Source organism: Pseudoalteromonas sp. SCSIO 43210, from assembly GCF_054133285.1.
This window is the reverse complement of sequence record NZ_CP087225.1, coordinates 4,046,778-4,067,421: the sequence shown is the minus strand read 5'-3', so window position 1 is coordinate 4,067,421 and position 20,644 is coordinate 4,046,778. Positions and strand designations below refer to the sequence as shown.

At 36.1% G+C, this 20,644-nt stretch carries 15 protein-coding genes and 3 pseudogenes; 11 read left to right on the top strand and 7 right to left on the bottom strand.

Annotated elements, in window-relative coordinates:
* Positions 1 to 2 precede the first annotated feature (2 nt).
* The 5 genes and pseudogenes from LOS73_RS17790 to LOS73_RS17770 all read left to right on the top strand — a co-directional run.
* A complete protein-coding gene (locus LOS73_RS17790; RefSeq protein WP_457934055.1) occupies positions 3 to 467 on the top strand; it encodes a hypothetical protein in 465 nt (154 codons plus the stop codon).
* Complete coding sequence (locus LOS73_RS17785; protein ID WP_457934054.1) at positions 464 to 2,398, top strand: DNA topoisomerase III; 1,935 nt, start codon at positions 464 to 466, stop codon at positions 2,396 to 2,398. The genes LOS73_RS17790 and LOS73_RS17785 overlap by 4 nt, the downstream gene beginning before the upstream one ends.
* A 429-nt stretch (positions 2,399 to 2,827) precedes the next feature.
* A pseudogene (locus LOS73_RS17780) lies at positions 2,828 to 3,387 on the top strand (transposase); the annotation flags it as partial.
* 79 nt (positions 3,388 to 3,466) lie between these two features.
* Positions 3,467 to 4,647 (top strand): IS3 family transposase gene (locus LOS73_RS17775; RefSeq protein ID WP_457934053.1). Its coding sequence is split into 2 segments (ribosomal slippage): positions 3,467 to 3,725 and positions 3,725 to 4,647, totalling 1,182 coding nucleotides; the frame shifts between segments, so codons are not numbered across the junction.
* A gap of 9 nt (positions 4,648 to 4,656) precedes the next feature.
* A pseudogene (locus LOS73_RS17770) lies at positions 4,657 to 5,211 on the top strand (DDE-type integrase/transposase/recombinase); the annotation flags it as partial.
* An 11-nt stretch (positions 5,212 to 5,222) separates the two neighbouring features.
* Here the strand turns inward: LOS73_RS17770 and LOS73_RS17765 are convergent.
* The 6 genes from LOS73_RS17765 to LOS73_RS17740 form a co-directional block, all read right to left on the bottom strand.
* On the bottom strand, positions 5,223 to 5,501 hold the full coding sequence (locus LOS73_RS17765; protein WP_457934052.1) for a DUF5677 domain-containing protein: 279 nt from the start codon (positions 5,499 to 5,501) through the stop codon (positions 5,223 to 5,225).
* Positions 5,502 to 5,530: 29 nt separating this feature from the next.
* Positions 5,531 to 5,689 (bottom strand): DUF5677 domain-containing protein, encoded by a 159-nt coding sequence (locus LOS73_RS17760; RefSeq protein WP_457934974.1) that lies wholly within the window; start codon positions 5,687 to 5,689, stop codon positions 5,531 to 5,533.
* Between the two features lie 178 nt (positions 5,690 to 5,867).
* The gene (locus LOS73_RS17755; RefSeq protein WP_457934051.1) at positions 5,868 to 6,497 is read right to left on the bottom strand and encodes a hypothetical protein; all 630 of its coding nucleotides are present in this window, start codon (positions 6,495 to 6,497) and stop codon (positions 5,868 to 5,870) included.
* The gene (locus LOS73_RS17750; protein WP_457934050.1) at positions 6,490 to 7,401 is read right to left on the bottom strand and encodes a hypothetical protein; all 912 of its coding nucleotides are present in this window, start codon (positions 7,399 to 7,401) and stop codon (positions 6,490 to 6,492) included. Before LOS73_RS17750 ends, LOS73_RS17755 begins: the two co-directional genes overlap by 8 nt.
* Before the next feature lie 293 nt (positions 7,402 to 7,694).
* Positions 7,695 to 11,831 carry a hypothetical protein gene (locus LOS73_RS17745; RefSeq protein WP_457934049.1) on the bottom strand — a complete coding sequence of 1,379 codons (4,137 nt, stop codon included), beginning with the start codon at positions 11,829 to 11,831 and terminating at the stop codon, positions 7,695 to 7,697.
* 43 nt (positions 11,832 to 11,874) lie between these two features.
* The gene (locus LOS73_RS17740) at positions 11,875 to 12,120 is read right to left on the bottom strand and encodes a helix-turn-helix domain-containing protein (RefSeq protein WP_457934973.1); all 246 of its coding nucleotides are present in this window, start codon (positions 12,118 to 12,120) and stop codon (positions 11,875 to 11,877) included.
* A 152-nt stretch (positions 12,121 to 12,272) separates the two neighbouring features.
* Here LOS73_RS17740 and LOS73_RS17735 point away from each other — a divergent pair, with 152 nt between their 5' ends.
* The 5 genes and pseudogenes from LOS73_RS17735 to LOS73_RS17715 form a co-directional block, all read left to right on the top strand.
* Positions 12,273 to 12,806: a hypothetical protein gene (locus LOS73_RS17735; protein WP_457934048.1), complete on the top strand. Its 534-nt coding sequence runs from the start codon at positions 12,273 to 12,275 to the stop codon at positions 12,804 to 12,806.
* A 273-nt stretch (positions 12,807 to 13,079) separates the two neighbouring features.
* Positions 13,080 to 14,411 carry a hypothetical protein gene (locus LOS73_RS17730; RefSeq protein WP_011328999.1) on the top strand — a complete coding sequence of 444 codons (1,332 nt, stop codon included), beginning with the start codon at positions 13,080 to 13,082 and terminating at the stop codon, positions 14,409 to 14,411.
* A 277-nt stretch (positions 14,412 to 14,688) separates the two neighbouring features.
* Complete coding sequence (locus LOS73_RS17725; protein ID WP_011328998.1) at positions 14,689 to 15,195, top strand: hypothetical protein; 507 nt, start codon at positions 14,689 to 14,691, stop codon at positions 15,193 to 15,195.
* Between the two features lie 320 nt (positions 15,196 to 15,515).
* Complete coding sequence (locus LOS73_RS17720) at positions 15,516 to 15,818, top strand: hypothetical protein (protein ID WP_011328997.1); 303 nt, start codon at positions 15,516 to 15,518, stop codon at positions 15,816 to 15,818.
* A 239-nt stretch (positions 15,819 to 16,057) separates the two neighbouring features.
* A pseudogene (locus LOS73_RS17715) lies at positions 16,058 to 17,686 on the top strand (DNA topoisomerase 3); the annotation flags it as partial.
* Positions 17,687 to 17,753: 67 nt separating this feature from the next.
* On the opposite strand, the gene LOS73_RS17710 reads toward LOS73_RS17715, so the two are convergent.
* The gene (locus LOS73_RS17710) at positions 17,754 to 19,064 is read right to left on the bottom strand and encodes a M20 metallopeptidase family protein (protein ID WP_008137954.1); all 1,311 of its coding nucleotides are present in this window, start codon (positions 19,062 to 19,064) and stop codon (positions 17,754 to 17,756) included.
* 111 nt (positions 19,065 to 19,175) lie between these two features.
* On the opposite strand from LOS73_RS17710, the gene LOS73_RS17705 reads away from it, so the two are divergent.
* Complete coding sequence (locus LOS73_RS17705; RefSeq protein ID WP_007377456.1) at positions 19,176 to 20,033, top strand: tetratricopeptide repeat protein; 858 nt, start codon at positions 19,176 to 19,178, stop codon at positions 20,031 to 20,033.
* Positions 20,034 to 20,644 lie beyond the last annotated feature (611 nt).

Here is a 20,644-nt window from a genome sequence, read left to right as displayed (position 1 = left end):
CTATGACTGAACAATCAGATAGAGGCAGAGAAACGTTAATCAGGTTAGAGCAAGCATTAGATAGGCTTATTGAAGGTAAGCCATTAAATACAAAGCCTGATGGACGTATTAGCTTAAAAAGAATCAATGATGAAGCTGGTTTAAGCTCTGGTGGTATTTATTACTATTCAGAATTTGTCAAAATTGCTAATCAAAGAATTCAGTTACTAAAGCAAAGCTTAGCTGTGGGTAAAAGTGAAAAAAGTAAACAGGCTGAAAGTAAGCTACGTGAACAGCGCGACAAAGAAAAAGAATTAAAAGAACGTTATAGAACGCAGCGCGACCAAATAAAAGCTTTTAGTGATCAAGTTGTAGCTCATAACGCTCAGCTTGAATTCACGCTTTTTGAAGCGTTAGAAAAAGTATCTTTGTTAGAGCAACAATTAGAAATATATAAAGTTAGTCCAATTACAGGTAAAAAAATTTGAGATTGTTTATTGCAGAAAAACCAAGCCTTGGTAGGGCACTAGTCGATGTATTACCTAAACCACATAAAAAAAGTGATGGCTTTATCACCGCTGGTAATGGCGATGTTGTTACTTGGTGTATAGGTCATTTATTAGAGCAAGCAGAGCCAGAGGCATACAGCCCCGATTATAAAAAATGGGCTGTTGAGCATTTACCTATTGTTCCTAATGAGTGGAAGCTTGTCGTTAAAAGTAAAACAAGAAAGCAATTTACAGTAGTAAAAACATTAATAAAAAAAGCGGATACGTTAGTTAATATGGGCGATCCAGATCGAGTTGGGCAAATCCTGATTGATGAAGTGATTAATCATTGTGGTGTGTCAAAAGCAAAAAAAACACAGGTTTTGAGGTGTTTAATTAGTGACTTGAATCCTGCAGCAGTAAAAAAAGCATTAAACAACTTACGTAAGAATACAGATTTCATTCCGCTTGCTACATCTGCTTTAGCACGCGCAAGAGCTGATTGGCTTTATGGCATTAACATGACCCGTCTATGTACGCTACAAGGCCGCCAATCTGGCTATAATGGCGTTTTATCCATTGGTAGGGTACAAACACCTGTTTTAGGTTTAGTTGTCCACAGAGACTTAGAGATTGCGAGTTTTGTATCAAAACCATTCTATGAAGTTATCTGTACGCTTCTTACTTCAGAAGGTGAGGCGTATCAGGCTAAATGGAGGCCAAGTAAAGCATGTGAACCTTACATGGATGAAGATAATCGGGTGTTGTCTAAAGCGTTAGCATTAAATGTTATTTCAAAGGTACAAAATAAAGCTGGAAAAGTAGTTAATGTAACTCAAGCAAAAAAAGCGACCCCCCCGCCATTGCCTTATAGCTTATCGGCTTTACAAATTGATGCCGCAAAAAGGTTTGGTATGAGCGCGCAATCAGTACTTGATACGTGTCAGCAATTATACGAGCGACATAAATTAATTACTTACCCTCGCTCAGATTGCCGGTATTTACCTAAAGAACATTTGAGCGATGTTAAGCAAGTTGTAGGCGCTATTGGTAAATCATGCTCAGCTTTAAGTGATGCCGCAAATAACGCGAATCTTAGTCTAAAAAGTAAAGCGTGGAATGACTCAAAGGTAAGTGCCCACCACGCGATAATTCCTACATCAAAATCAACTGATTTAAGCCGCTTATCACCTGCTGAAAATAATATTTATGAACTGGTTGCTCGCCAGTATCTTATTCAGTTCTACTCTCCGTTTGAGTATGTAGATAAACAAATCGATACAGAAGTGTCAGGTGGTTTATTTATTTCCAAACAAAAAGACGTGGTATCGCAAGGTTGGAAAGCTTTATTTCCTTCAAAACAAAAATCACAGGGGGAAAGTGAGTTTTCAGCGGTTAGCCTTCCAAATGTTTCAAAGGGAGATGAAGTACATTGCCAGCAAGCCAACTTAATAGAAAAGCAAACTACACCACCTAAGTACTTTACAGATGCTACATTACTTTCAGCTATGACAGGTATAGCTCGGTATGTAACTGACGCTTCAATTAAAAAAGTATTACGTGATACTGATGGCTTAGGAACAGAAGCAACCAGAGCTGGGATAATTGAGCTTTTATTCAAGCGTCAATTTTTGACTCGTAAAGGTAAAGATATAAGAGCGACTGATGTTGGTACGCAATTAATTTGCTCTTTGCCTGAGCGAATGACAATACCTGATATGACAGCCCATTGGGAATCTCAATTAGAAGCTATTAGCCAAAAAGAAATTAAATATGCTCACTTTATGAATCCAATTACGCAAAGTATAGATACTTTAATCTCTGAGGTTAAAGCAGTTACATTTAGTGGGTTGAAAGGCAAAGGAACGACTTATAAAGCTAAGAGAAATTTTAAGCGTAAGGTGCAAAGATTAGGAAAGTCTAAAAGCTAGTTTGAGCTTCAGAAAGAAGGTCTCGTGCTCTAAAAAGTAAATGTGGATTCTACTGCAGAGGACGGGAGTGTACTTGGATTTGAATAAATCTTAACTTGAACAGTCAGATTCGATTAGTGAGATACAATCAAATCAGACTGTCGCGTATGTCCAATGGGCGGCTGTGATGATCTTAACTTCTTATTATATGTTTACGTTAGCGCTGAAAGGATTTGCTCTTTTTTCTGTTCGAAGTCACTTAATTGTTGACCTTCTAATATATTTGCAACAAGTATTCCCCCTGAGATTAGATAGTTAGCTAGGTTAGCAATGTAAAATTCGTAATTAGAAGATTTATCTTTGTTATGAATAACTAGATTGGTAATCCCCCCGAAAAATAATAGATGCCAAACGTAGAATTTTCTCTTATTGTAAACACAGGAGAAAATTATGAAAAAAGCACATTTTACAGACAGTCAGATCCTTGCCATTTTAAAACAAGCAGAAAGCGGCGTGCCTATTCCTGAGCTATGCCGCGAACATGGTATGGGCAACTCAACCTTTTATAAATGGCGCGCTAAATACGGCGGCATGGATGCGTCTTTAATGACACGAATGAAAGAGCTTGAAGATGAAAATCGCCGTTTAAAGAAAATGTATGCAGAAGAGCGGCTGAAATCTGAGGTCATTCAGGAGGCAATGGCAAAAAAGTGGTAAAGGCTTCTGAGCGCAAAGTCTTGGCTCATGAAGTCGTTAGCACAAATAAAATGAGTATTGCCTTAGCCTGTCGTACTTTCATGATAAGTGAAACATGCTATCGCTATACGCCAAAACTGTCTGATGAAAATGAGAAAATTGCAGCGTTGCTATTGGATTTAAGCCAATGTCAGCGTAATTGGGGATTCGGTTTATGTTTTTTATATTTACGCAATGTTAAAGGCTACACATGGAATCATAAGCGCGTTTATCGTATTTACCGTGAGCTTGAGTTGAATCTGCGAATAAAGCCTAGTGTAGTGGTACAGTGATTTTGGCCACCCATTAAGAAAGAAATGTTATGCTAATAAGCATACAAATTTGGGTGAAAAAATGACGAAATTAAAACGCGCAACATATTCAGCGGCAATTAAATTAGAAACGGCTCAGCTTGTAGTAGACCAAGGTTATACGCAAGAAGACGCAGCAAAAGCGATGGGGGTGGGTAAATCAACCGTAAGTAAATGGGTTACTCAATTAAAGCTAGAACGCAATGGTCAGACACCCACAGCTTCACCAATGACGCCCGAACAAATTGAAATCCGCGAACTTAAAAAGCAAATCCAACGCATTGAATTAGAAAAGGATATATTAAAAAAGGCTACCGCTCTCTTGATGTCCGACTCCCTGAACAATTCTCGTTAATCGAGAAGTTAAATCAACGAGAGCGTTATCCAATTAGTCTGCTGTGTAGCGTATTCAATGTGCATCGCAGCAGCTATAAGTACTGGGCCATACGGGATACAACGCCGACACCTGAGCAAGTAAGGTTAGAGGCTGAAGTAAAAGCAATACATGCGATGAGTGGTGGTTCAGCAGGGGCACGGACAATCGCAGCGATAGCAACGAACAATGATTTTGAATTGAGCCGTTATCGTGCAGCTAAGCTAATGGTTAAATTAAAGCTCGAAAGCTGCCAAGTACCTCAACATTCATATAAACGTGGTGGTAATGAACACCTTGAAATCCCAAACCTGCTTGATAGACAGTTTGATGTTGTTGAGCCGGATACCGTGTGGTGCGGTGATGTGACGTATATTTGGACAGGCAATCGCTGGGCTTATTTAGCCGTGGTTATTGATTTATTTGCACGCAAAGTGGTTGGCTGGGCAATGTCGTTGTCACCAGATACTAATTTAACGCTAAAAGCGCTTGAACTCGCATATGAAAGCAGAGGGAAACCGACAGGACTCATGTTCCATTCAGACCAAGGTAGCCATTATACAAGTTTAAAATATCGCCAACGTTTATGGCGCTATAAAATAGCACAAAGTATGAGTAGACGTGGAAATTGTTGGGATAATGCGCCAATGGAGCGATTTTTTAGAAGCTTTAAGACGGAATGGATGCCAAAGATTGGATATGGAAACTTTATAGACGCTAAATATAGCGTAAGTGATTACATAAATGGATATTACAACAATGTTAGGCCGCATCATTATAATGCCGGTTTAGCGCCAAATGAATCTGAGGTTAGATATCAAGATTCTAAAACTGTGGCCAAAATTAGTTGACCACTACATAGAAAACGTCTAACAAGGAAGAAGCCTGAACCATTGGCTGTCCCTGAGGCCATTAACGAATGTTGGTCAATGGATTTTATGCACGACCAATTATCTGATGGCAGAGCGTGTCGCTTGTTCAATGTGATTGATGATTTCAATCGCGAAGGACTCACAATAGATGCTGACTTATCACTCCCCGCTGAGCGTGTTATCCGCTCACTCAATCAAATTATAGAATGGCGTGGTAAGCCAAAAGCTATCAGGTGTGACAATGGGCCTGAATATATTAGCCATAAATTAGCAGAGTGGGCGTTAAATAATAATATTGAATTACGATTTATTCAACCAGGTAACCCGCAACAAAATGCTTATGTAGAGCGGTTCAATCGCACGGTTAGGTATGACTGGCTAAGTCATTATATTTACAGGGATATTAGTGAGTTACAAGATAAAGCAACCGATTGGTTATGGACTTATAATAATGAACGCCCTAACATGGGCATAGGTGGAATAACACCCATACAAAAACTGGAAAAGTTAAACAACGAAAATTCTACAGATAGCCTCCATTAAAAATGGGGGGATTACCGATTAACCTTATTATTCAAATGATCACGCTCAAAATGCCTTGAAAATATTGCTTCCAAACTGCAATGTGGCTCAGCGCTTAATGTTGGGTATAATCCTCGATATTCCTCTTCCATACCGGCTAAGCAAAATTTTTCATAAATATTTCCGCACAGCTCAAATTTGTTACTTTCTTTTAATATCTTCATTTCTTTTTTAATCTCAGGCACCTTATCATCAGCGTACTTAGCGATAGAAGTTAAATAGGCATTACCGTCTTTGGCTGCTTTAAGCATCCGTATACTTTGTTCGTAACTACCGTAATCTAACTGGTGACATAGAGGTAATTTAATTTTAGGTTTTTCAGAACAACGAAATTTTCAATAAATGAACGATATAGCGAAAGTGAGCCTGTATAGTTTTGGGTTTGAACCAATGTATAAAAAGATTCTGATAACTCAATTAATGTGCAGTAAGTCCCCATGCTGTATGCAGCGAGCTTACTTCTCGATTCAAATTTAAATAACACTGCTTTGACAGTTGAATAATAGATAGCTTCTTTCAGGGTCTGGTACATGAAACTTCTATGAATTTAACGCACGCAAGTGCGCTTTGTAATGGATATAACCTTCAATGGCTAAATTATTGCGTGACAAGCCACTTTAGCAGCGAATACCAGCAATTAACTCTACTAACTTCATTGTCGGTAAATTGCTAGGTTGGCAATTATAAACCCTTTCAAAACCGCTGAATCCAACAACTGTTGGTGACGTTCCCACCCTCTCATTACTTGTTCGGACTAGAGATGCAGCAAATTCGTTCTCATGCACGCAAGATTGATGAAAAGCTCCCCGTATAATCTTATATATCTCTCCAGTATTAAACCATTGTTCCGTGTCTTGGATTACATCAATATAGGTTTTAGTAGATATTATTTCTGAGCCGGTATCATGATATTTAACTATATATTTTAAATTTGAAGATCGTTTCCCATATTCTGAATTCAGCACTAAGTAATTCTTACTACCAATATTCCCCGCAACAACTAAGCTTTCAAGATCGAATATATGATTGTGTATTGGCCAATTAGGATACTTGGGTTTTCGCTCTCCTGCCGGCCATATATGTAGTCGATATTTTAATGATTCCGTCTCCAGAAGTTTAACAATGGCAAAACCTAACGGGTGCCAAGTTGCATTTATATCGGATATATTATCAATTAAATGCTCACATAACACATTCATTTTTTGGGTCGTAAAGCTTAGAAACAAATCATCAACCAATTCACGCATAAGGATTCTCTTTTCCATTCACTAAATTAGCAATAGTTTCATATTCTAAATCTGAGAAGGAAGGCTCTTCAAAATTTAACTCTGTGAGAATTGATTTTACATTATTTTTTGTAAGGTCTCCGATAGTATAGCTTTGGCTAATCACCTTAACTACATCGGCCTGCTTTTGAGTTACTGATAGATCCCCTTTATATGCATTATAATGAGAGGTATCTTTTCTAAACCTCAATCCTGGAACTTTGCGATCCTCTTTCGTCACTAGACCATAACTTCCGCACACATCAACTCTGTCAGTTGAAAAAAAACAATTCAGATAGACAGATACTTCCATGAATGCGTTGTTTTTTTCGAAAATTGCGCACGTAACTATTGTTGCATATAAATGGGACTTTATATCGATAGAAGTCCAGTCATTTTTCTTATCAATATTAGAAACAGAATTCCTAAGGTCTGCATGAAGTTCACATAGTCTGTTATTTCGAGGATCTAGTATCTGCGCTTTAACGATAACAGGGGCTCTGCACTGTAAAGCTCTTTTATTTAGAATTGGAAGAATTTGCGTTCTTAAATATCTTCCGAACCCACCTCTAAAGTGCCATTCATTAGCGGTTTTCAAGGCGTTATTAAAATGGTCATTAAATTCGTGAGAACCTATAAATTCTGCGCCAAACTTAGGATCAAATTTTGGAGTAATGTAAAAAAGAAATGCACCGATAGCTAAAGTGGTAATAAATGCTGCTGCCAAAGACTCCAACACGCCAGAAGAAAAAGTTTTAATCCATGTAGGATTTATTTTTGGATCTCCAATAAAATAGTAATTAATTAATCCAATTACGGCTAAAATCAGAAGGCAACAGATCCAAAAAAACCTAGCCAACCTCTTATTTTCTAAAATAATTTTCATTAATATTATACCTTTTTATTAAAATTGAAGATCTACTTACGTATGCTAATTTAACTGTTAACAAATTGTTTTTTATAACACACCAAAAAGCCTTACATTACATGTCATCATAATTACACCAGAAATTACTTTTGTAATCAAAAGGTGAAATAACCTAAATCACTAGTTCTTTGTTTTAGGATTAAATTTGAACCCTTACCCAATATTCAGTTATCACCCATGATATCCTGTCAGATAAAATATAAATCAATTAGTAAAAACGGTAATAGGCTCATACGAGTTACTTCATTTTATTATTTTGAACTATGTTTAAACAAATTTTGCCATTTATATAGTTGCAACTCAGTTAATGCCTCACTTAGCAACTTTGCCCACTCATAGCAATCAGAAATATTAATACTTTGATCTTCATAGAGTTCATCGGATTTTACTGCATTCGCACATACATCTAAAACCTCTCGCAATAACTCATCCGGACTATCTTTTCTCACCCTATAAATTATCTTGTCTACTTGAGTTATATGGGAAGCTACTTTTATCATTAATGGCGATAAATGTTCTTGCAAAATCTCTATGCCTACATCATCAAGGTTAGGTGCTATTTCGTTAAAACAATGTATATGGTTAGCAGTATTAAAAATGTGAGAAATGTTTTCTTCGATTAATAATAACTCAGCAAAACAAATCATGTGATTGGTTTTAAAATTGAAATGCTTAATCAAATCTTTATTGAGAGGTCTCGGTATATAAAAATAGGGTTTTTCTTCGTCTAGTACAGGCTCCTCTCCAACAAATTTATTAACTAATAATACCCATGCTAAATTAGAAAAGGTTTTATCATTATGTAAAGGAACAATTACAAAGTTATCCCATTGGTTAGACATTGAGTAGTATTTTAAATCCTTATACTGCATCGGTCTTATTGCCTCGGTCAGGGCATCAATAACAGCTTTTAATATAGTGCCTAAAGAAGATAGATTATTAACTTCAATACCTATCCATAATGCTTTTTGTCCTTCATGTTTAAGGCTTTCACTTAGAACATAACCCTTTAAGTCCTCTGGGAGACTATTAGTAAGTGAATACTTAATCGATTGAAGTAATTCTTTTTGCGTTCTATCTGCAATCGATGATGCTCTTACTTCTGGTAAATCTTTCCAATGATTTTCAGGGTTATAAGCAAATTGATACCATAACGGCCAAGATTTCTTGAATTTTTCATGTTCTTTCTTCTCTAGTTTTTCTAAAAGAACAGGGTCTAATATTTCCTGAAAGTGATCTCTAAAGTCTTTCTGAAATATCTCCAAATGATTATGTGCATCATTGAAGTTCATTGTTGCAAGATGTAAGGTATGTTCATTGTATGGATGACCTATTTCTTCAGCTTTTTCATAATATATTTGATGTTGTTCGAGAGGAAGCCTGCCGATTAACCCATTAATAATCAAAATAATATGTGATTGACTAAAGAAGTTACTTATAGAGTGAATATAGTTACTTAAAGATTTTTGGTAAGTTTTAGAGTATTCCTGCATCATCAAAAAATTAATTTGATTTGATCTTGTTTCTTCTGATCCATTTAGGGTACCTTCACTTGTCATACCCCATTGATCTACAGCTAATTTAGGTAACTTTGTAATTTGCCAATTAACTAGCGATAACGCCTCCCAATACTTACTTTCTATTTTACCTTCTCCTATGAGAGCTTGTGATTTTAACTTTTTAAAATATGAGTTTAACGTTTTATTTAAACACACTAAGCCATCTACAATTTGCTCTCGTACTAATATGATATTGTTAGCATACTCAAGCCAATCATCAGGTCTATGAATATAATCAGCATAATTTGCCCATGTTGAGTTCATATTAACAAATTGGTCTATAGGAATATAAGACTTAAGGATGCTAGGTTTATTTGATTCATCTATGGGGAATTCCATAAAAATATTTTGATGACCATAGCCTTTTGCACCAAACCTTTCTTTATCAGGAAATAGCTTTCTTAATAATGTTGCTCGTAATACGCTAAATTCATTCAGGGAACTACCTGAATGCCCATTATCATTAAGGTGTTGTTCCGGGACGATGTAATGTGCAATAGGGTTCTCGGATTTTTGTTCTAACCATATCGTTTGAGTTGATTCTTGAAATAACCTTCCTATGATGACTTCATTTTTCATCATAAACTTCTGATATAAACTTTTATCAAAATAGTAAATACCGATGACTAAATCCGCTAGAGATTCGATACTTGTAAAAGAGTGAGCAATGTCTATATCAATTAGCCAAGTTATTTCAACTCCTGAATTGATTTTTAACTTTCCAAGCCATAATAAGACCTCCCCTAAACCAGACCAATCTCTATCATTTTTAGGTATAATGAATTCATCATTAAGTTGTACTAACCATTTTTTAATATCTTCGTAAACTATCTCTGAAGAACCAATTTCAGATCTTAACTTTAGTACTTCATTCCTTTTTATTGGATTATTTTGCCCCAAAAGACTAATAAACCCTTCTGCAGGATCAGTTTTCATTACTCCACCAATATCAGGAAGTAACATATACGCCCAAGCATCGTTGCCTACCAATATCCTTGCCGATTCGATAATGTTTTTATTTTTAATTACATAACGATGTATACCAAACCACAACAAAGCTCGACCAATGCCAGCGACAGTAGCCCAAGAATCAACTTTAAGTTTAGAAAGCTGATTAAATATCAAACTAAAATCATTTGGTTTTTCAGAAAAAGAGTAAAGAAGAAAAGTCTCAAGGTCAGTTTCCTCCAAACACGGCATTACACTTAATGCAGAAGTTATCCAAGGAGAAAAAATTGGGTCAGCTAAAACATTAACCAAAATTCTTGATCTGATGGGGTGTAACGCTTCTATGTGAAGTTTATCGTCTGATCGTCTAATTAAGTATTCACCTTCAAATAAGTCAAACGTACCAATTGGATCATTTAATGATATTTCATCAACTAACAAGCCTATTTTTAGTTTAGATTCATAAGCTGTTGCAACTGCACAAGCTAACAGTACGGTAATCGCTTTAGGTTCTAATCGACCTTCTCTAACCTCAGAACGTAAACGCTTCACCTGAAATGTTAATTTATCTACTAATGATTCTGTTTGTGTTAGAAAATAGATATATTCCAAAAGTGAGCCATTTCCACCAAAACTTAGCCAAGCTTGTTCAAATGAAGGGTATGGTTTTGCTGCTTTTGTTGTAATAAGGTTTTGGTAAATATGTTTAGCTTCTTTTTTAGTAAACTGAAGCCGCAATAATGCTGGGAAACCTATTTCCTCATTTGAAATATTTTGACGAGCAAGATCTTCTTCTCGAATAGTGAGTAAAATTTTTATATTTGAGTGATCTAATAATGATTTAACAAGACTAGTCCAATCTAGGTCTCTTGGTGAAACGTCTATGTATAGATATAGTTTTGCATTAAAGGCAGCTAAATGATCAGCAAGAGCTAAAGCTACACTTTTAGCATGTCCTCGATCTTCAATAAAATTAACTTTTAACCGCCAATTTTCAGGGATAAAATTATACAAATACCGATAAGCTAAGGATGTTTTTCCTTGTCCTGAAGCAGCATGAATAATTACTGTTTGGTTTTGCTTAAATAGTTCATCAATCTCATCAAGCTGTTCTGTTCTTTCGATATCAAGGTTAGCTTGAATATGACTAAACCTCGTAGAAACCCCTTTATAAAATTCTTTTTCTAAAGCTAACGTATCTGATATCTCATTTTCAATTAGAGGCTCTAATGATTTGAACCATTCAGTATGATGTGCTTCTCTTTCTGATAAGTATTTTCCAATTGAATTTATTTTTTCTATCAGTTGTGAGTATGTGATTTTTGTTTGTTGCTCTGATGCTGTGTACAGCCAAGCAGTTAATAATGATAACGCGTTTTCAGGGGAACCGACCGTTAAACTATTTGATAAACAGCGATTTATATCAATATTTAAATCAGATTCTGAAACTTTATTCCAAATTACTCTCTCAAACATAGAATTGACTTGTTGTTCTGTCATTCTATGATTAACTAATTTTTTAAGTACGCTATTTTTACTCGATTCAACTCCAATCCAAGCATCTTTTAACTCTTTACCTATATCTCCAAAGCTAATAACTTCAACTTTTACATTGCCGTTTAAATATAATAATTTAGCTGAGCGATGAAAGAATGAATCCTCTTGATCAGGCTTAATAAAATGAGATAAGACTAAAGGTTCGCTATAAGCTTTGACTTGAATTGCTCTTACTAATTGTCTTCCTTTATATACCGCAAGGTCTTCATTACCTTCTGGTTGAAAAACTAAATCTGTACTTTCAGATCTTAAAATTTCATTTAATATATATAACGTCTGTAGTCGATAACCACGAAGTGCGGCTTTTGCTCCTGAGTTACTCAAAATCATTCCCTTAATTTATTCTAAAGAGGCGGATATAAATAGTTTATTTATTTAATAGCTCAATTAGTTTTTGCCTTTCTTTTATTGAAAGTTTATCGATCAAACAAGCCAACTCTGCTGATTCAGCACTATCACAAAATAGATAATTCAAAGGTACTTTTAGCTCATCAGCCATGCGCTGTAATGTTTGTATGTCAGGAGTGTGCCTGTCTTTTTCGTAATGGTTCATCCTGCTACTTGCAGAGCTTTGATCCATGCCAATACGAATACCTAATTCTTTTTGAGTCATGTTTGCTCGCTTACGAGCTTCTTTAAGCCTGATTGGAATAGGGTTTGGTTTAGACACTTAGTTTTCATCTTGTTCACCTGAATAACTTAGATTGTCTAAGTTTTACTTATATTAGTATACTTAGCAATCCTAAGTTTTGTTGGTGACTCCAAATGACCAAAACAATTAAGTTCAATGAAGATATTTATCATCTGCTAGTAGAAAAAAATTTTAACCATTTCACTATCACTGCACTGCGTAATACTTTGCAAGCGCTTAATGATACTTATAAAGATTCAGATGAGGCTAGGCGCTTTGTTTATAGGCAGGTGATGCGCTTGGTTGATAAAGGTTTGCTAGTTAGGGATGAAAACCCAAGCCCAAAACGGGCTCAATATAGTAAAACGCCGTTATTTAAAACATCAATATTCACTAGCGTAACCAATGACTCGATTGCAAGCTTTCCACAATCTCAAATTATAGGTAAAAGCTTTGGCAATGAGCTTCATGACACCATAAAAACATATGAGTCAGAAATGACGATATTAGTTAGTGAGCTTGAAGAGTATAAGCGGCTTATAAAGGTAAACCCTAATTGCTATGACGCAATAGTAGTATTTTTGGATAAAGGGCAAGCGCGTCTGCTATCAATTAAGGGGAAGTTAGCAGCATTGAATAATATCCAACAAGCTGTGGTCGAGGAATAAACTCATTAAAATATCTCATCCTGTAGTTTGCCCTAAAACCTGTTATGAATCTTCCAATATCTACATAGTCTTATTGTCTTAACTTGCTTATATGGATTTTTGGAGATAAGTTATTTTGATATTGAAAACATAGGGCTATGCTTTCAATAAGACTCATTTTTTAATAATGATGTAAGACCATCCTCTTAAAGAAAGCTGTAAAGTTATTGTCAGATAGCTTAAATTAAGAGGTATGAAAACAGGATTCGCTACTAGCGCAGGGAACTATTTAATATGGAAAAAGACGAAGACGGTCATTATTTCAATAATACCTTTAAAGGTCTTGAAGGGGTTAGTAATTTAAATGCATGTGTTGGCAATAACGGTTTCCCTGACTTACCCCATTACGCACAAGGCTTTCTTGATGCAGCGTATACGCTGGGAGAGCTAGTTACATTAAATAATATAGAATACAGTGTAGATGAGTTTATTTATCCTATAGCGTTTAACTTGCGGCATAGCGTTGAATTATGGCTGATGCATTTTACTCAATGCCTTCGTGGAATTAGAAGCGCAGATCTATATGGAATATGCCCCAAAGATGGCTCAAGGTTCAGGCTTACTCAAAAGCACATGGAAAAGACCCACAATATAGTAACCCTGTGGGAGTGGTGGCTGATTAACTCCCAAGAAAGGGATTCACGTTTGGTGCAAATAAATGAACAACTAAAGGAATACGTTGAGGATATAAGCGCAATAGATCCAACAGGGCAGACCTTTAGGTATCCCTATAGTACAGAAGAGGAAAAGCACTTAGTAAAAACGCCTATTATTAATATCTACAACCTCACAGCTCGTATAGGTGAAGTGCGAATTCTTTTGAACGAACTTAATCATTTGTTAAAAGAACTGGTTGGTGAATACGATTTATGTACTTATACAAAGACCCTATCAAGAGCGGAGATATCTTTAATATCTAAGTCAATACCTCCTATTAACCGTTGGAAAGAGCAGGTTTTCAAAGAGGTTAAGTCTGAAATCAAGGAGATCTATAAAATTGGAAATGCTGAGTTCAGTACTGCACTTGATATAATCAAGTCACATCGAACATTCGCGCATAACATAGGAATAAACTTTGATCTAAAGGCTGCCACATTTGAAGATTTACACGTTTTCTTAGATGCATGGTTACTATATCACCCAGATATAATGAAAAAGCGTTTAGAAAATGATTATGAAAAGCCTATCTCTAGTTTTGTGAGCGGTAAGGATATTGACGCGAATGAACTTTACGAAGGGATGATTCGAAGAGCTAAAATTGTTAAAGAAGTATACGATAAATTAGGAATAGCAGCCCAAGCGGATTTTTCGACCTTGTTTTATTTGGCGCGTTACAATAATTACTGCGAGAACTATGATTGGATTTACGACAGAGAATTGAATGAGCTGACACATGCACAAAATAATAAAAGTGATGCAGTTGAATTCCTAAAACATGTGTTAGAAAAGCCAAATTATATACAGAACTTGAGCAATAGTTTAATTATATTAAGTCAGGATATTTTATTGCAAAATCTAAAGAAGCATTATGAAGGTAGAATTATTTTTGATGTAGATATCGTCTAGTCCAACTGAAAATTAAGAGTAATGGTCGATCATATTTTTATCAAATGCTAAGCATAAACCAACATTGGCATACGGGATTTGTAATGGCTTAGAAAGTAAAGCTTACACAGTTATCCACTGAAGTAATTACTCAAACATTTATTGTTAAAGGTTACATTGACCATGAAGTTATGAAAAAGTTTGTCAAAAATAGTTAACGCCATGTAACATGAGGACATGTCCATTGAGCTATATGTTCATGGTGATACAGTAATTTTTTTAGAAAGAAGGGTAAGTTATGAAAATTTTTTTGAGTATTTTAATATTCGTTATTCTAAGTGGTTGCACAATTGGTACCCATAATGATATTGAAAAACTAACGATAAAGCCTATAGCAGTATTTAAAGAATTCGATAGCACGCAATACAAGGGGAATATGGCGCTTACCTCTGATTCTAGTGGTGATATATATCTACTATTAACAGGTGAGTTTGATAAGTCATCAATGCTCCATAACGTTAAATTCATCTCAGAAAATCAAGTCTGTGAGTTTCAGTTTAGTGGGCCAGTTTCTATTTCCGAGCCACGGTTAAATGCTATTAAAATTGCCACACGTTCTGATTTTGAGCGATGCCACCCAGATTATAAAGGATTCAATTTAATCTCAACTAAACAAGATTTAACTTTTTCCAACACTAGCTCAAGGTCTTTAGGGATAGCCACTTTAATTGAGTGGAAGACTAACAGCAGGAATCATGACCGCTTAATTTCTACAGCAGTCTACTTTATTGATAAAAGACTTTAGCAGGGATTAACAAGATTTGAAAAACAAATACTACTAAGTAAAGAAAGCTGTTTTGTTATCGAAAATATGTTTTTTAATTTAAAAAAACGAGCGCCTGCATGATATTTTTACAAAAGATAATTGGAAAAGTTAGTGCCACATTAAATCGCATTATGAGGTAGCAAAAGCTTCGCAGTAACAACTGATATATCGGATGCAAAAACTTATCAAAAACAAAAGCAGTTAACGCGCTTCTAGATTACTTTTTAGAAATTGGCATAAGCTATGTACTGCTAGATACAGACAGTGACTAAGCACTGAAAAATAAAAGGAATTTAATTATGTGGGCGGTTATAAAAGTAGATAAAGCATTGATGTTTTATAATTTTCAGACAGAGCAGTATGAAGCTGTTAGTGATCTAAAGTTTGTTCATGCAAACGAGCTTGAAAGCACTAATGGAATATCTATGGCCTTTGGTGGTTTTACAAAGGTTGTTCTTGATCATGATGCTAGTGTTTCTAAATTGCTTAGAGCTAATATACCTTTATTCCTAACAAAAGTAGGTGCAAGAGAGGCTGCGAAAACAGCTAACTTAACTGGCTACACATACATTAATTTTGATGTTAACAAAATTCAATTATAAAAGAGGTAGATTAATGACGTTACCTGAATTAATTGAAAATGATGAAATATTTTAATTGACTATATAGTGGTTTAAATAGTTGAAGCATACTGTGTAAGTGTGAAATTTAGTGTTATTTACTGCTTGTTTTTCAGTCTTTTTCTTACATAAAAATTTGAAAAGTAGGAAAAAGATTAAATTTAAAATAGCTCATATAAAACAATTATTTAAACATTTTATAAAAAATAACTTGTAACATTGATGCTAAAGGCCAGCTTCTGGTTGACCAAGTAATAGAAGAAGCTAAAATAAGTCAGGCTAAAAAGCAAAGTACGCAACGTTTACTCATTAGTGATTTAAATTTATCTGCGGTAAAAAAATCACTGGGCGTTATGCGTTCTAATCGAGATTTTATTCCGTTAAGTGTATCTGCTTTAGCGCGCTCTCGTGCGGATTGGTTATTTGGTATGAATTTAACGCGTGCATATACATTAGCTGGGCAAAAAGCAGGATTTGGTAATGTGCTTTCGGTAGGGCGGGTTCAAACCCCTATTTTAGGTCTTGTTGTTAATAGAGATAACGAAATAGCGAATTTTGTATCTAAGCCTTTTTACGATGTATTGGCGCATTTGTTTACTCCAGATAATCAACCATTCATAGCTAAGTGGGTTCCAAGCAAAGCATGTGAGCCACATCAAGATGAAGAAGGGCGAATACTTAACAAAGCTCTTGCAGAAAATGTTGCTTCACGCATTACAAAGCAAAGTGCTGAGCTTACTTCACTCGACCAAAAACAAAAAAAGCAAAGTGCTCCATTACCTTATAATTTATCTGCTCTGCAAATAGATGCAGCTAAAGCATTTGGTATGCCAGCTCAAAAAGTATTGGATATTTGCCAAATACTTTACGAACGTCATAAACTAATTACTTACCCACGCTCAGATAATCGTTATTTACCCAAAGATCACCATCAAGAAGCATCTGCTATTTTTAAGGCAATAAGTGCTAATGGTGGGCAAAGCAGTGAATTAGTAAACGGGGCTGATGTAAAAAAGCGTAGTAAATGTTTTAACGATTCAAAAGTGGCTGCCCATCATGCCATTGTGCCTACGGCTAAACAGTTAAAGTCAGCGAGTTTGAGCGGTGACGAAGCAAAGGTATATCAATTAATAAGCCGTCATTACTTAATTCAGTTTTATCCCGACTATATATATAACGAAACTAAAGCTGAGGTAATTATTGCTGGTGGGCTTTTTAAGGCAAATGCAAAGCAAGATGTAAGCTTGGGTTTTAAGGTGTTAATGGGTAAATCTGAATTAAAAGATGAAACCTCGCTACCTCCTTTAACAAAAGGTATGCCTCTTTTTTGCGATAAAGGCGAAGTAGTCGAAAAGCATACATCACCCCCAGCTTATTTTACCGATGCCACATTATTGGCTGCGATGACGGGCATTAGCCGTTATGTTAAAGATCCACAAATTAAAAAAGTATTAAAAGACACTGATGGTTTAGGTACGGAGGCAACACGTGCGGGAATAATCGAGTTGCTATTTAAGCGGCGTTTTTTAAAACGTGAAGGTAAGTCAATTAGAGCGACCGAAACGGGACTTGCTCTTATTAGCGTATTACCACAAGGTTTAGCGAGTCCTGATTTAACCGCAAAGTGGGAGTCGAGCTTAGGTGATATTGCACAGCAGGCAATGAGTTATCAGCAATTTTTACAACCTTTACTTGCTGACCTAAATGGGTTTGTTCAATTAGCAGCAAACTGCGATAGCAATGCATTTGCGAAGTTACCAAAAACCTCACCTAAAAAACGTTTTGCTAAACGAGGTGGAAAAGCGACCTTTAAAAAGTCGAGTTATAAAAAAAGCTCTGTTGCTAGTTAGCAACAGAGCCATTTTATTAAACCATATTGCTTAATGTTGAATTGGTATTACTTAACCTAAACTCAGATTACTTATTAAATAAGGCAACAGCAGCGTTACTCATTGCTTTTATTCCAGTAGGGATAGCAACTTTATAATCAGGTGCAAATTTACTAGAGTGTAGAGAAGGGAGTACCTCACCTGTTTTTATTGAATCTGCATATTGTGCTTGGTTTACGCCTCCTAGCCAAAAGAGGGTAATAGGGATATTTTCATCGGTGCGTCCGTATAGGCCAAAATCTTCACCCGCCATTACAGCTTGTGTTTCAAGTACATTAGTATCGCCAATTGCGCTGGCAATAGAGTTTCTAACAATGTCTGTTTGTGCAGGGTTATTATAAGTAGATGGAATCGATTCATCTTCATGTACATATACTACAGGGTAGTTTGATTCATCCAATCCAGCGCTTTGTGCTATCCCAGCTGTAATACGTTTGATAGCAGCTATTTGAGCGCTTCTTACATCGGGGTTATAGCTTCTGAGAGTGAGTTGTAATTTTACTTCATCCGAAATCACATTATGTTTTGAACCACCATGAATAGACCCCACTGTAATAACAGAAGGCTCAAGCGGTGAAAGCTCTCGGCTTGTGATTGTTTGTAGAGCAAGTACAGTGCGTGAAGCTATAACCACTGGGTCTATAGTTGTATGCGGATAAGCACCATGACCACCTTTACCTTTAATTGTAATATCGACAGAATCTACACTTGCCATCGTGTATTCATTTTTCATTGATATCTTACCAGCGGGGACGCTAGCGCTTACATGTAAAGCAATTATATGATCAGGTTTTGCATATTTACTAAATAGTCCTTCGCTTAGCATCGCTTTAGCACCCCCACCTACTTCTTCTGCAGGCTGTGCAATCATCATTAATGTACCTTGCCACTGTTTTTTATGAGTAATTAACTGCTCTGCAGTTCCAATAAAAGAACTCATGTGGATATCGTGGCCACAGCCGTGCATTACACCTACTTTTGCACCGTGCTCGTCTGTTACTTTAACTTTTGAGGCATAGGACTTTCCTGTCTGCTCTATTATAGGTAAGCCATCGGTATCAGTACGGATCATTACTGTCGGCCCCTCACCATTTTTATAAATACCAACTACACCAAAGCCACCTACATTACTTGTTACTTTAAAACCCAGCTGAGTTAATCTATCTGCTATCTTTTTACCTGTTTCTTGTTCGTGATAAGAGAGCTCTGGGGATTGGTGTAAATCGAGGTAAAACTTTTCAATAGCTGGCATGGCTTTGCTTAAATTCAGATCGAGTCCATTTGCTTGTACTAATGGGCTTGCTAATAAAAGTATTGCACTTAGGTAAGTTAATTTCATATTTTCCCTTATTGTTGAATATGTATACCGAGTGATTTAGGTATATGACTTGTAATTATTATGTTCACCACCATATAAAAACCTAAATAGACGAATATGGCAATCAATTCAATGAGCAACATAGTTAGTATTAATGCGCAAAACCTTCAACAAGTACTCGGTGAAACATCACAACAAAAATTGGTGTTGCTTAACTTTTTCTCTCCTCAAAGTCCTGACTGCATCGGACAGGCTGCAATTTTAGATAAAGTAGCAGCAGAATATGCAAGCCATATAGTAGTAGCAAACCTAGATTGCGATGCAGAGCAAGCACTCGCTTCTCAACTTGCGCAACAAGTTGGTCTTCAAACACTGCCTACGCTTGTATTATTAAAAGACTCTGCACCAGTAGATTTACTTGCAGGTGTTCAAAGCGAAGTACAAATACGCGAAGCCCTAGCAAAGCATTTACCTGCGCAACAAGACTTACTGTTAGAACAAGCAAAGCAAGCGTTATTAAAGTCAGATTTAAATGCTGCATTTAATTATGCAAAGCAAGCTTATGAAATAGACAGCGGGAATGCACGTATCAAATTAGTGCTAGCAGACATATGTATTCAAATTCACAAGGTAGATGAAGCGCAAGCGCTTATAAATACAATAGATGCACAAGAGCAAGATGCTTACTTTAATAATATAAAAGCAAAATGCGAAGCCGCGCTTGAAGCAAAAGATTCACCAGAGATTAAAGAAAAGCAACAACAAGTAGAAAAGTACCCAAATGACCTAGAATTAAAAGAAGAGCTCAGTATTTTACTCAATGAAGCAGGCAGAAAAGAAGAAGCATTGGATGTACTATTTAAAGTGCTGCAAAAAGATCTGAATTTCAACGAAGCAAAACCAAGCTTTTTAGCCATTATTGCCTCTTTACCTGATGGCGACGCACTCGCAGCTAAGTATCGTCGCAAGTTATATAGTATTTTATACTAGGGTCTGTTGCTCTTTGCGGATTAAATTTGTTCAAACTAGGGGTTGTTTAATCGCGGCGCGAGATTTGTAACCTAGTGGGCTCGGTAACTGCTCCTGCGTTACCCTACTGGCTTACATCCATGTAAGAATAAGTAAAAACCGAGTAACAAAGAGTAAATAGCCCCTAGAAAGAACCCTTTGGGCAGCGCCTGTTTGGCATTAATGCTACGTTATCGCCTATTTATGGGGAGTAACCACACTACATAGGCTCTGCCTTGCCTGAATACCAAACAGGCTACTGCAAATTTAACCTTGAAAGATAAACAGACCCTAGATTCTAATAACTATTACTTTTGAGAAGCACCTATATAGGGTGCTTTTTGTATTTTTAGGGTTTTAATTAAAAGCTTTAGTATGGTTTAGCTATGTAAAAACAAGAGTTATCAACAGGCTTTTGTGGGTAACTTGTGCTTATCATGTGCGCTTGCTTGGGGCTTAATTTTAATTACTATTTTATGCAAATAACGCTTGCGTAAAATCCGCCGCTCCCTATAATGCGACCCCACTGAGACGGGAAACGCCAACGCATAGCAAGGCACGAACTACTCAGAGAGTTAAATAAAACTTCGGTT